Here is a 12,441-nt window from a genome sequence, read left to right as displayed (position 1 = left end):
ATGTAGTGGTTATAATTCAATTTCAGAAATTTCTCCACGTAGATTTTTAGAAAAATTTTCGGCAAAACTTCCTTTGTATTTAGGATTGTCAATAATATGCATTGCTTTTGCTAAAGCACTTTCTGCTGTAATATCTTGTCCGCTAATTGCTCCTACTTTCTTAAAAACATTGCTGTTATTGTATTTTCCAATGCTTATTCCACCGGAGATACATTGGGAAATTACAATGATTTCAGTTCCGTTATCTTTTATTTTTTGTAAAATTTCTTCTGTTTTTTTATTACTGAAAATTGTTCCAGAACCAAAAACTTGTAAGATTAAAACTTTTAATTGAGAAGTAACAGGTAAGTGCTCTAAGTTAATTCCTGGGAAAATTCTCCAAAGAAAAACGCTGTCGCTTAAATGTAAATCGGCATAAAAAGGTTCATTATTTTCATTTTTAAATAATCTTGATTCTTCTACCTTCAAGTGAACTCCAGATTCTCCTAAAATAGGATAGTTTGGACTGATAAAAGCATCAAAATTTTCCGCTGAATACTTCAAACAACGGTTTCCTCTCAATAATTTATATTCAAAATAAAGCGCAACTTCTTGCACAACGGCTTCATTATTTTCGTACAAACTTGCATAATAAAGACTGGTTAATAAATTTTCTTTGGCATCTGTTCTTAAATCTCCAATTGGCAATTGAGAACCTGTAAGAATTACTGGTTTTTTAAGATTATTAAGCATAAAACTAAGTGCAGAAGCGGTATAAGCCATGGTATCTGTACCGTGAAGAATCAAAAATCCATCAAAATTTTTGTAGTTTTTTTCTACAAGTGTGGCAATTTCTTTCCACTCTTTTGGTCCTACATCCGAAGAATCTAGTGGTTCTGAAAATTGGTGAACGGTAATTTCGCACTCCAAAAGGTTCATTTCTGGTATTTTATTGAAAATATGATTGAAATCAAAAGCTCTTAAACTTCCAGTTTCATAATCTTTTTCCATCCCAATGGTTCCGCCAGTATAGATGATAAGGACTTTTCTTTTCATTTAAATTTTTCTTTTTTGTAGATTTTTTTCGGGTTTAAAGTTAAAAATTTAAAGTTAATTTCTAAAATATTTTGCAATTTTGTAAAATGATTCCTAAAGATAAACTTCAAGAAACTTTTGATTATTTAAAACAATTTCTTACCGATGAACGATTAAGTAAAATTGAGCATTTTTCTAAAGAAAGTAGCGATTTTGTGCTTCCTGTGATGGAAGATGTATATCAGTTTCGGAATGCTGCAGCAATTGTAAGAAGTGTGGAAGCGTGCGCTTTTCATCATGTGGTGGCTTTGGAAGAAGAAAATGTTTTTAATCCGAATTTAAAAGTAACCAAAGGAGCCGAAACTTGGGTACAAGTAGAAAAAATGCCAAATAATATAGATTCTTTGAAGGAAATTAAAAACAGAGGGTACAGAATTTTGGCGGTTTCTCCAGAAAAAAATGCGACAATGTTGCCAGATTACGAAATAAAAGAACCCATTGCTTTGGTTTTCGGGACAGAATTAGAAGGGGTTTCTGACGAAGTTTTGGGATTTGCAGACGAAACTTTGGCGATTCCGATGTATGGTTTTACTAAGAGTTTTAATGTGTCTGTTGCCGCTGCAATTTGTATGTATGAACTGAAGCAAAAACTCATGAAATCAGGGATTGACTATAAACTTTCTGATGAAAAGTTGTTGGAAATGAAAATCCGTTGGACGGTGAATTCTATTAGAAGCGGAGAAGAACTTTTGGAAAGGTTTTTGAAAAAGTGAATATTGTTAAACTAATTTAATTGAAATTATCCAACATTTCATTAATTAAAATATCATATTTTTTTGGACTTCAATATTTCGTCCATGTTCAGTTGCTAAATCATAATCTGATTGAAATTTATAGAATTCATCGTAAATTTCATCATAATAAATTTTAAAATTTTCATTAAAATCTTTTGTAGTTTTTATTTTTCTATCTACTATTTTTTGTAGTTTTTCAGAATAGATTTTTCCAATATCAAAATGTTTTTGTTCATGATTTATTAAACTTTCATTAATTGAAATTGGTTCTATCCACGACATTGATGTATCGAATGTTGGGAAAATATTAATCTTGATTTTTCCATTCCAAATTGAAGTCGAAATAATTTTATACTCAAGCGTAATCATTGAACCTGCTGCCTCTTGAGATTTAATTAAAGGAATTTCACCTTTAAAATCATTTGCTGTCAGTTTCCTTTCAGAATTCCACTCAATTTTTTGTGCAAAACATATTACAGAAGCGAAAATCAAAATTAAATTTAAAAATTTCATTTTACTAAATGTTTGACATTAATATGATGAATTACTTAATCAAAAATTTTCTCATAATTCCACGCTGCTACAAAAACTCCGGCAGTTTCGGTTCTGAGTCTTTGGTTTCCAAGAGAAACGGCTTTAATACCTTTTTCAGCGAGTAATTTTATTTCTTTTTCAGAAAAATCGCCTTCTGGACCAATTAAAAATGTAATATTGTCATTTTGAGCGGAGTCGAAAGATTTTTGTAGATTTTTCAATTCTGTTCTTTCAAAATTTTCGTCACAATGTGCTACAAATGTTGTTTCAGCATTTACATTTTTTATAAAATCTGAAAGTTTTGTCAAATCATTAATTTTAGGAAAATGAAATCTTAAACTTTGTTTAGAAGCTGCAATCGCTTGCTTTCTGAGTTTGTCAATGTTTAGATTTTTGCGCTCTGTTTTTTCGGTTTGTAGGATGGTAATTTCAGAAATTGCCATTTCCGTAGCTTTTTCAACAAAAAATTCTATCCTGTCGATATTTTTTGTGGGAGCAATCGCAATATGTAGTTTTGGCGAAAAATCTGGTAAATTTTCTTTAACTTCTTTTACATCCAAAGAAACTTTTTTACCCTCGAAAATAAGATTTCCGGTTGCCAAATTCCCTTCGCCATCGGTGATAGAAATCTCTTCTCCTTCTCGCATACGAAGAACTTTCACGATGTGTTGTTGTTCTTCTTCGTTAATTTTTATCTCAGGTTTTATTTGTCCGAAAAAAAGTTTCATTCTGTGGAAATTATGCTTTTGTAGATTTTAATTTAGAACTTATTTTCTTAAAAATGGTCATCAATAAGACTGCTACCAAACCAAAAACAATTCCAAGTCCGAATTCAATTATTGTTGAAGGAATAGTATGCGGAATAATGTGATGAATGTAATCTATGTTGTGTAGAAAAATTCCACCAGAAACCAATATGAGAGCAATGGTGCCTACAACGCCAAGAATTTTGATAACGATAGGCAATGCTTTTACTAAAATTTCTCCTAATTTTGACAAAAAGCCTTTGTTTTTAGATTTTTTCATTAAGAAAAAGCCTGCGTCGTCCATCCTAACGATAAGGGCTACAATGCCATAAACACCTATTGTTGCGAGAATAGCAACCAAAGAAACCACAATAATTTGTGTAACTAAAGGATGTTCTTTTTCTATAACCGTTCCCAAAGCGATAATTACAATTTCTAAAGAAAGGATAAAATCTGTCTTAATAGCTGAGCTTATTTTTGCTTTTTCGGAGTGTTCATCTTCTTCTTTTAGAGAGCTTTCTTCTATTACTTCGTGTCCTTTTTTATCTCTATGAAAAAAGAATTCTATAATTTTTTCTACACCTTCGTAGGCTAAATAGATTCCTCCGAGAATTAAAGCAATTTTTATAGCGATAGGAAATAGCCAATTTAGAAGGAAAATTATTGGTAGAATGATGAGTTTGTTAATAAATGACCCTTTTGTAATTGCCCAAAGTACAGGTAATTCTCTTGAAGATAAGAAGCCAGTTGCTTTTTCGGCATTTACAGCTAAATCGTCTCCTAAAATTCCGGCAGTTTTTTGAGTTGCGAGTTTACTGGTAACTGCAATATCGTCCATTAATGCTGCAATGTCGTCTAAAATTGCAAAAAAGCCTGATGCCATATTTGTTTAAGTTAAAATTAAAAAGTTAGAAGTGATTTTCTTTATCATTAGCTTTTCCATTATCACATATCATATCTCGCAGTTGCGCTGGTTTTTAAATCGGTAAATTCTCCTCGTTCGAATTTCAATTTTGCCACCATCGCAATCATTGCGGCATTGTCTGTTGTATATTCAAATTTTGGAATGTAAACATTCCAGCCAAGTTTTTCTTCATTTTTTTGCATTGCATTTCTGAGAGCCGAATTGGCAGAAACTCCACCAGCAATAGCAACTTCTGTCACATTATAATCTTTAGCAGCTTTTTCTAATTTGTTCATTAAAACATCAATAATTGTTTTTTGAACAGAAGCGCAGAGATTTTCCACATTTTCTTTGATGAAATTAGGGTTTTCTTTCAGTTGTTTTTGTAAGAAATACAAGACAGAAGTTTTAATTCCGCTGAAAGAATAATCGTAGTTTTCTAATTTTGGTTTCCCAAAAGAGAAAGCTTTTTCGTCTCCTAATTTTGCTAATTTATCGATAATAGGACCAGCGGGATAATCTAAATCCATAATTTTTCCAATTTTATCGAAAGCTTCACCAGCAGCATCGTCAATGGTTTTTCCGATAATTTCCATGTCGAAATAATCTTTAACCAAAACAATCATGGTGTGTCCGCCAGAAACAGTAAGGCAAAGAAAAGGAAATTTTGGTGGCATTGGATTTGCATCCTCAATAAAATGGCAAAGAATGTGCGCTTGAAGATGGTTTACCTCAATTAATGGAACGTCTAAACTCATTGCAAGAGATTTAGCAAAAGAAGTTCCTACTAAAAGAGAACCTAGTAAGCCTGGTCCTCGGGTAAATCCTATGGCAGAAATATCTTTTTGTTGTATATTTGCTTTAGTGAAGGATTTTTCAACTACAGGAATAATATTTTGTTGATGAGCTCTTGATGCTAATTCTGGCACCACGCCACCGTATTCTATATGAATAGTTTGGTTGGCTGCAATGTTAGACAAAATAGTGTTGCCACTAATAATAGCTGCAGAAGTATCGTCGCAAGAAGATTCTATTCCTAAAATAATTGGTTCGTTCATAAGTAATGGCAAATTTAGAAAATAATAACTCCGAAAACAACAAGCCGCTTTCTGAAAAAGTGGAAGAAAAAGTTCAGGAGACTGTAGATAGTATAAAAAGTACCATCGAGAATCCTATAGAAACTGCTCAGGCTACGGCTGTGCAAGTGGTAAAAGATGTGCAAAAGCCATCTTGGTGGGCTAAGTTGTTTCTGTGGTTGGTGGGGATTTTTGGTTTTTTATTTCTTTTAATTTTTATCGTAATTAATTTACCTGCTACCAGAGATTTTGCAGCAGGAAGAGCTTTGGGCTTTTTGAATGAAGACTTTGGAGTAAATATTTCTAAAGATAAAGTAGAGGTAAATCTTTTTGGGGATGTTACAATTAATGGATTAAAAATCAAAGATTTTAAAAATAAAGATATGATTGTTGCTAAAGAACTGAGAGCAGATTCTGATTGGTTTTCAATTATACAATCTATGGTTTTTGATAAAAAAAATCAATTGGATTTTAATTCTCTTACTTTGGAGAATGCTGTAGTAAATGTAGTGACTTACAAAGGAGATTCTATAGATAATTTTAATAGATTCATTAGTAAATTTGATGATGGAACGCCTAGAAATCCTAATAAACCAGTTTTTAAACTTAATTCTAGAATTGTAATTAAAGATTCTAAAATCTCGATTACGAATCTCAATCACGTTGGAGACGAAGGAAAATGGCTTCAGGCGGAAGATGTAAATATCATTATACCAAAACTGAGTGTAGAAGGTCCAAAAGTGAAAGCCAAGATTAATAATTTTACTTTTAGAACCAAAAGATGGGGGAAATCTCATTTTCTAGATACTTTTTCGGGGAATTTTGATTTGGATAAAGAACATCTTACTCTTACTGATTTAACTTTTTATACAGACCATTCTTTGTTGCAAGGCGATATTACTTTTCATTTGGATAAAAAAACACATTGGCAAGATTTCAATAATAAAGTAGTTTGGGATTTGAATCTTAAGAAAGGAAGTGCAATTTCTGGGTACGACATATCTTATTTTGCAACAAAATGGGACAATTATTCCGCCATAGACCTTTCGGGGAAGATGTACGGTTCTTTAAATAATTTCAGCATCAATAATTTTGTTTTGAAAGGAAATGATGTTAACATAAACACTCCGAAAACTAAATTTAAAAATTTACTGAAAGGGAATTTTAATATTGTTACCAATAAAATTTCTGCAGATATTACTTATCCTGCTCTTAGAGCGATGGTTCCAAAGTTTGTGGCTAATAAAATGAAAAATTTTGCCGATCCTTTTGGTAGAATAAGATACATTGGAGCGGTAGATGTAACGCCCAAAAGAGTAATTGCTAAAGGTGATGCTATTACCAGTATTGGAAGTGCAAAGGCTGACATTGTTTTGTCTGATATAGATTTGCACGAACCAAAATATGTAGGTGTTTTAGATGTAAAAAACCTTAATTCGGCTGCAATTACCAAGAATAATTCTGTGGGATTAATCTCGGGGAAATTTAATTTGAACGGAAGAGGTTTTGATGTAAATACTTTGACTCTTAATACAAAATCTACCATTTCATCCATCGAAATTGTAGGAAAAACCATCAATAATCTTTATTTAGACGGATTACTTTCTAAGAAAAAATACGACGGAGTTATTACTGTAAATGACGAAGAAGCAAAAGGAAAAATAACAGGAAAAATAGATTTTTCTACCAAAAAAATATTAGCAGATATTAATGGAAACATAGATTATCTTAATTTGAGCTATTTTGGAGTTCCGGGTAATGGTAAAGCTATTTTTAGTGGTGATGTAGATGGTAAAATTGCCTTCACCACAGTTAATGACATGAATCTGGATGCGAAACTCAATAATGTTGTATTCACAGCTAATAATCAAAAAATTGAAGTTCCTGATGGGCAAGTGAGAGCTTTCTTCGAAAACGAGGAAAGAATTGTAAGCGTTGATATGCCAAATGTGGTGAAAGGGAATATTTCTGGTAAATATAATCTTGGAGATTTGGGAAAAATGTTCCAAAACGGATTTAATAAAATTTTGGTAGGAAACCCAGAAAGAAGATATTTCAAAAATCAACAATTTACTTATAAATTTGATGTAAGTCAGCAGTTGGTAAATTATTTTGAGCCCAATTTAAAAATAAACGATGGTGCAAAAATAGACGGTTCTTTTGATGGAAATTCTAATAATTTGGTTCTAAATGCTGATATTCCTTCGGTTAAATATATTATGACCAAAAAGCAAGAACTTTCTGAAGCTGATCAATTATTAGCAAAGGCAAATCCTAATTATATTTTTAGTAACGAAAAGCCTAAGAAAGATTCTGCAATAATTAATAATGTGCTAGTAAAAATTAATACCGCTAATCTGTCAGAACAAATTTTAGTAAATATAGAAAGAGCAGAATATGCCAATAATGTACTGAAAGAAGTGGCTTTGATAGGAAATAATGAAGGGAATAAATCGCTTCATCTTGCCATGAATTTCAAACATGGTACTTTGGAAGATGAAGAAAAAAACAACTTGAAATCTTATGCCGTTAATCTTAATCAAAGTGTCGATGCAAATGGAGATTATGTGGTGAAATTCGAACCTACAGATTTGAAAATTAATAATTTTACTTGGAGTGTAGATACTTCGCCAGAGTTAGATCATTCTATTACTTATCGAAAAAATACAGCAGATTTTGTTGTTAAAAATTTAAGGTTATTTTCAGAAAAAAGTGAACTTTTTGTGAACGGAATTTTCAAAGATGCTAAAAATTTTAATGCAGATGTAAATGTAAAAGATTTAGAAATAGATAAAATTTTAGACCTTCTTCCAGGTAAAAATCCAGTTGATTTAAAAGGAATTGCCAATGGAAATATTAAAGTGAAAATGGATAAAACCAACTTTGAACCTTTAATAGATTTAACGGTTAAAGATATTTTCTTAAATGGTAAAAATATGGGAGAAATGATAGTTTCTGCCAAAAATAGTACTTTGCCAAATATTTATGATATAGATGCTAAAATTGTTTCATCTGATTTTCTAGGTAAAAATCATTTAGAATTGGCAGGTACGGTTAATAACAATACGCCATCGCCAACATTGGATATGAAAGCTGATCTTAATGATTTTGATTTGGCTTTTGTGCAAGCTTTCGTAAACGGTATTTTCTCTAATTTCAGAGGTAAAACAACTGGTTTGGTTACCATTAGCGGTCCACTTAATGATATTAATTATGGTGGAGATTTAGCCATGAAAGATTTTGGCTTGAAACTTAATTTTAATGGCGTTGATTATACTTTTCAAGATACAACACTTACTTTAAATAACGGGACTATCTTACTAAACGAACCGATTAAACTAAACGATGGAAGAGGTAATTCTAAAGGAACTCTGTCTTTGTTACAAGTAGATTTGAGTAATTTATCTAATATTAGTGCTCAGGTTTTTGTGCGTTCCGAAGACTTAATGTTATTGAATACAGAGCAAAAAGATTTTGATTTATTTTGGGGTAAAATCTACGGAAAAGGAGATTTGTTCGTTACCTTCAATGATGGAAAACTAAAAATAGAAGCTGGTAAAGACAACGAAAACGACCCAACGCAAGATATTGAAACCTTTCATGTTTTGGATAATAGCGTTTTCACTTTAAATAGCAATAGCGCTTCTTCTGTGGACGAATTTAAATTGTTAAGATTTCTAAAAGCAGACAAACAAGGTGTAGTGACTGTAGAAGAAAATGCTAAAAAAGGATTAAATCTTGATATTAACCTCTTGTTAAGTGTAAGCAAAGGCTCTACTGTAAATGTGTTAGTAGGAGATGATGTAGGAGATATTTCGGTGAGAGGTTCTTCAGAAAAATTGAAATTTAGAATGTCGCCAAACGGAAAAATTAATCTTTTCGGGACTTATTTGGTTGATAATGGAACTTACGAACAAAAATTATTCTTGAAAAAAGAATTTCATATTGATAAAAACAGCAGCATTGCTTGGGATGGAGACCCTTTTAGTCCAGATTTGAAAATTAATGCAAGTTACTACAGAACGGTTACCAATGCTTCAGAATATTTAAGTACAGGTAAATTACCTCCAGTAAATGTAAAATTGCAGACCAAAATTACCAATACACTCAAAAATCCAAAAATTGAATTTGATGTTTCTGCTCCAGATGCGTCAACACAAATAAGAGAAGCATTGGCTGTTAAAATGTCTAATAATGACGAGAGAACTATGCAGTTCGGTTCTATTTTGGTATTGAATAATTTTAACACTTCGGCAACTGGCGGTTTAGGAGATGTAAGTTTTCAAGATACAGGAATTAGCACTGGCGCAAATATTCTTTTGAAACAATTAGGAAATGTAATTAATAACATTAGCCAACAATTTCAGATTGACATTAATTATATAAAAGGTACAGATGGTACAGAATCTAATGATAGAGCTAATACAAATGTAAATATTACTTTATCGCCTCGATTTACGCTTAAAACAGGTTTCGGAGTTCCTATTTCTAAATCTGCAAACAGCAATAATTATCTTACTGGAGAAGGAATTGTAGAATATGATGTTTCTAAAAATAATGACGGAACTTTGGTGCTTAGAGGATATTCTAAACCTTCAAATATTGGTTTGGGAGGTGTAAATGGTAACAATAACCAATCTTATGGAGGTGGGGTAGTGTATAGCAAAAGCTTTAATTTCCTTTTCAAAAAAAGTAAAAAAAATAAAGATTCTTTGAAAATAAAAACCAATAATAAAGCCGATTCTTTAAGGAAGGATTCAATTAAACAAAAATAAGTTTCGCTTATTTGTGATAAAAGTCAATTATTTTTTGTCAAAAATATATTTCGTAGTCTAAATTAATTTTTATAAATTTGCAAAAGAAATAAAGTAATTTTTACAAAATTAATAATCTTAAAACAATTGCTATGAATTATCAGCTTGACGAAATAGACAAAAAAATCCTAGATTTTTTAGTAGAAAATACAAGAATGCCATTTACAGAAATCGCTAAACAAATGGATGTTTCTGCTGGTACAATACACGTAAGAGTAAAAAAAATGGAAGATGCAGGGATTATCTTGGGTTCTTCTCTTAATATTGATTATGGTAAATTAGATTATCATTTTACTGCTTTTATTGGTATTTTATTAACTAAATCAAACAGAACTCAAGAAGTTTTAAAAGAATTAGCATCTATTCCTAATGTTGTAGAAGCCAGTGTAATTTCTGGAAAATACAATATTTTCTGTAAAGTAAGAGCTCAAAATACAGAAGATGCTAAAAGAATAATCTACCAAATAGATGACATACAAGATGTGATGAGAACAGAAAGTATGATTTCTATGGAAGAATTTTTAAGCGATAGAAACAGACTAATTAATGCTATTTCTGTATAAAAAATAATATATTTAAAAATAGAAAAGCTTTTGAATTTTCAAAAGCTTTTTTTGTTATATTTACAAATATGGATGATAATTATTTTGATAAAAGCCCCAATAAGACTACAGGTTTTTATTTTGCAGTAGTTTTTCTTGTATTGCTTAGTCTTCTAAGTATAGGTGTAGATGCTACAGAATTTGGCAATCATAAGGATGTTAATATACCTTTGTGGTTCTTTTATGTTATTTTTTCTGTGGATGCTTTGCTCATTATATCACTTTTTGGAATTTATTTTTATAGAAAGCTTGGGGTGATTTTATACCCATTTGCTGTTGTTGTTCATTATTATTTGCACGAATATTATCTGTCAACTATGTTATATTCGGATTTATTTAATCTTTTTTGCTATATTGGCTTGGGATTGCTTACAATTATTCCTAAATGGAAATTTTATAAATAATATTTTAAGACAAAAATATCCGAATAAAATTCTTATCTTTGAGTAGTTAAAACTAATAGTATGTTTTCAAAAGCTTGCGAATACGCCATCAAATCTGTGATATTTATAGCACAAGAAGCTTTGGCAGGAAGAAAAACCAATGTGAAACAAATCTCTGAAGCTACAGATGCTCCAGAAGCTTTCGTTGCGAAAATACTTCAACCACTTTCCAAAAAAGGAATTCTTATTTCTAATAAAGGCAAACAAGGTGGTTTTACAGTAGATTTAGACAAAATAGAGCATATTAAAATTATCGAAATAATTTTGGCTACAGATGGAGAAGAAATTTTTACGCGTTGTGCGTTTGGTCTAGAAAAATGCTCTTCAGAGAAACCTTGCCCTTTTCATTTTACTTACAAGCCTATTAGAGAAGGTTTGAAATCTTCACTTTCCGAGATTTCTATCTACGATATGGCGTTGAAGACAGAACAAGGCGAAGCTTTTCTTAAGATTTAAACATATTTCCTTGCAATTTTCTGCAAGGATTTTTTGTGTAAATAAAAAAAATCGATGAAAATGTTTTCATCGATTTTAACATTTGTCTTATTAAAAGATTTTATCTTTCCATAATTCTTTTTACAGCTTCTATTACCGCAAAAGAATCTATTTTATATTTATGCATCAATTCTGCTGGTGTACCACTTTCTCCGAAAGTATCTTGTACAGCAACAAACTCTTGTGGAGTTGGTCTTTTTCTTGCCAACATTCCGGCAACAGATTCTCCTAAACCTCCAAGATAATTGTGCTCTTCTGCAGTAACTATTTTGCCAGTTTTTTCTACAGATTTTAGAATAATTTCTTCGTCTAAAGGTTTAATAGTGTGGATGTTGATGATTTCACAAGAAACACCTTGTTTCTCTAATTCATCAGCAGCTAAAAGTGATTCCCAAACCAAATGACCAGTTGCTACAATGGTAACATCTGTACCTTCTTGAAGCAAAATTCCTTTTCCAATTTCGAAAGGCATATCTTCTGGAATAAAAACTGGAACTACAGGTCTTCCGAATCTTAAATAAACTGGACCTACGTATTCTGCAGCAGCAAGAGTAGCTTGTTTTGTTTGGTTATAATCACAAGGATTTATAACTACCATTCCTGGTAACATTTTCATTTGACCAATATCTTCCAAAACTTGGTGAGTAGCACCATCTTCTCCTAAGGTAAGACCCGCGTGAGAAGCTGCAATTTTCACATTTTTATTAGAATAAGCAATAGATTGACGAACTTGGTCTAAAACTCTAGATGTTGCAAAGTTAGCGAATGTGCCAGCAAAAGGAATTTTACCAGCGGTAGCAAGACCAGCTGCAATTCCCATCATATTAGCTTCTGCAATACCAGTTTGTACAAATCTTTCAGGAGCTTTTTCTATAAATTTCTCCATTTTAAGAGACCCAATTAAGTCTGCACAAAGAGCCATTACATTTGGATTTTTATCTGCTAATTCTGCTAAACCAGCTCCGAAACCACTTCTTGTATCTTTTTTTTCTGTATATGTAAATTTCATTTTTATTAAA

General features: G+C 31.4%; 11 protein-coding genes. 5 read left to right on the top strand and 6 right to left on the bottom strand.

Annotated elements, in window-relative coordinates:
* Window positions 1–9: 9 nt before the first annotated feature.
* On the bottom strand, window positions 10–1,035 hold the full coding sequence (locus QM746_RS14600) for an asparaginase (protein ID WP_414984891.1): 1,026 nt from the start codon (window positions 1,033–1,035) through the stop codon (window positions 10–12).
* An 86-nt stretch (window positions 1,036–1,121) separates the two neighbouring features.
* Here QM746_RS14600 and QM746_RS14595 point away from each other — a divergent pair, with 86 nt between their 5' ends.
* Window positions 1,122–1,787, top strand: coding sequence for a TrmH family RNA methyltransferase (locus QM746_RS14595; RefSeq protein WP_414984890.1), 666 nt, complete (start codon window positions 1,122–1,124; stop codon window positions 1,785–1,787).
* A 45-nt stretch (window positions 1,788–1,832) separates the two neighbouring features.
* Here the strand turns inward: QM746_RS14595 and QM746_RS14590 are convergent, their stop codons facing one another.
* From QM746_RS14590 to tsaD, 4 genes are all read right to left on the bottom strand, one after another.
* Window positions 1,833–2,321, bottom strand: coding sequence for a hypothetical protein (locus QM746_RS14590; RefSeq protein ID WP_414984889.1), 489 nt, complete (start codon window positions 2,319–2,321; stop codon window positions 1,833–1,835).
* Between the two features lie 35 nt (window positions 2,322–2,356).
* Entirely contained in the window at window positions 2,357–3,070 is a 714-nt protein-coding gene (locus QM746_RS14585) for an RsmE family RNA methyltransferase (RefSeq protein WP_414984888.1), read from the bottom strand.
* Between the two features lie 10 nt (window positions 3,071–3,080).
* Entirely contained in the window at window positions 3,081–3,971 is an 891-nt protein-coding gene (locus QM746_RS14580; protein ID WP_414984887.1) for a DUF808 domain-containing protein, read from the bottom strand.
* Window positions 3,972–4,033: 62 nt separating this feature from the next.
* Entirely contained in the window at window positions 4,034–5,050 is a 1,017-nt protein-coding gene (tsaD, locus tag QM746_RS14575; RefSeq protein WP_414984886.1) for a tRNA (adenosine(37)-N6)-threonylcarbamoyltransferase complex transferase subunit TsaD, read from the bottom strand.
* Between the two features lie 5 nt (window positions 5,051–5,055).
* Here tsaD and QM746_RS14570 point away from each other — a divergent pair, with 5 nt between their 5' ends.
* The 4 genes from QM746_RS14570 to QM746_RS14555 all read left to right on the top strand — a co-directional run bounded on the left by QM746_RS14570 (window position 5,056) and on the right by QM746_RS14555 (window position 11,383).
* Window positions 5,056–9,843, top strand: a complete 4,788-nt coding sequence (locus QM746_RS14570; protein ID WP_414984885.1) for a translocation/assembly module TamB — start codon at window positions 5,056–5,058, stop codon at window positions 9,841–9,843.
* A gap of 131 nt (window positions 9,844–9,974) precedes the next feature.
* Window positions 9,975–10,445 (top strand): Lrp/AsnC family transcriptional regulator, encoded by a 471-nt coding sequence (locus QM746_RS14565; RefSeq protein WP_374360560.1) that lies wholly within the window; start codon window positions 9,975–9,977, stop codon window positions 10,443–10,445.
* Between the two features lie 68 nt (window positions 10,446–10,513).
* Window positions 10,514–10,888 (top strand): hypothetical protein, encoded by a 375-nt coding sequence (locus QM746_RS14560; protein WP_414984884.1) that lies wholly within the window; start codon window positions 10,514–10,516, stop codon window positions 10,886–10,888.
* Window positions 10,889–10,948: 60 nt separating this feature from the next.
* Complete coding sequence (locus QM746_RS14555; RefSeq protein WP_414984883.1) at window positions 10,949–11,383, top strand: RrF2 family transcriptional regulator; 435 nt, start codon at window positions 10,949–10,951, stop codon at window positions 11,381–11,383.
* A 100-nt stretch (window positions 11,384–11,483) separates the two neighbouring features.
* Here QM746_RS14555 and QM746_RS14550 read toward each other — a convergent pair whose 3' ends face one another.
* Window positions 11,484–12,431 carry a transketolase family protein gene (locus QM746_RS14550; RefSeq protein ID WP_414984882.1) on the bottom strand — a complete coding sequence of 316 codons (948 nt, stop codon included), beginning with the start codon at window positions 12,429–12,431 and terminating at the stop codon, window positions 11,484–11,486.
* Window positions 12,432–12,441 lie beyond the last annotated feature (10 nt).

It is taken from the genome of Cloacibacterium sp., assembly GCF_047601505.1.
Lineage (GTDB): Bacteria > Bacteroidota > Bacteroidia > Flavobacteriales > Weeksellaceae > Cloacibacterium.
This window is presented reverse-complemented; position numbering and strand designations above follow the sequence as displayed.

Bases quoted from the DNA above. Each gene is read 5' to 3' on its own strand.
- QM746_RS14600 (WP_414984891.1), bottom strand. From the start codon at position 1,035: ATGAAAAGAAAAGTCCTTATCATCTATACTGGCGGAACCATTGGGATG.
- QM746_RS14595 (WP_414984890.1), top strand. From the start codon at position 1,122: ATGATTCCTAAAGATAAACTTCAAGAAACTTTTGATTATTTAAAACAA.
- QM746_RS14590 (WP_414984889.1), bottom strand. From the start codon at position 2,321: ATGAAATTTTTAAATTTAATTTTGATTTTCGCTTCTGTAATATGTTTT.
- QM746_RS14585 (WP_414984888.1), bottom strand. From the start codon at position 3,070: ATGAAACTTTTTTTCGGACAAATAAAACCTGAGATAAAAATTAACGAA.
- QM746_RS14580 (WP_414984887.1), bottom strand. From the start codon at position 3,971: ATGGCATCAGGCTTTTTTGCAATTTTAGACGACATTGCAGCATTAATG.
- tsaD (WP_414984886.1), bottom strand. From the start codon at position 5,050: ATGAACGAACCAATTATTTTAGGAATAGAATCTTCTTGCGACGATACT.
- QM746_RS14570 (WP_414984885.1), top strand. From the start codon at position 5,056: ATGGCAAATTTAGAAAATAATAACTCCGAAAACAACAAGCCGCTTTCT.
- QM746_RS14565 (WP_374360560.1), top strand. From the start codon at position 9,975: ATGAATTATCAGCTTGACGAAATAGACAAAAAAATCCTAGATTTTTTA.
- QM746_RS14560 (WP_414984884.1), top strand. From the start codon at position 10,514: ATGGATGATAATTATTTTGATAAAAGCCCCAATAAGACTACAGGTTTT.
- QM746_RS14555 (WP_414984883.1), top strand. From the start codon at position 10,949: ATGTTTTCAAAAGCTTGCGAATACGCCATCAAATCTGTGATATTTATA.
- QM746_RS14550 (WP_414984882.1), bottom strand. From the start codon at position 12,431: ATGAAATTTACATATACAGAAAAAAAAGATACAAGAAGTGGTTTCGGA.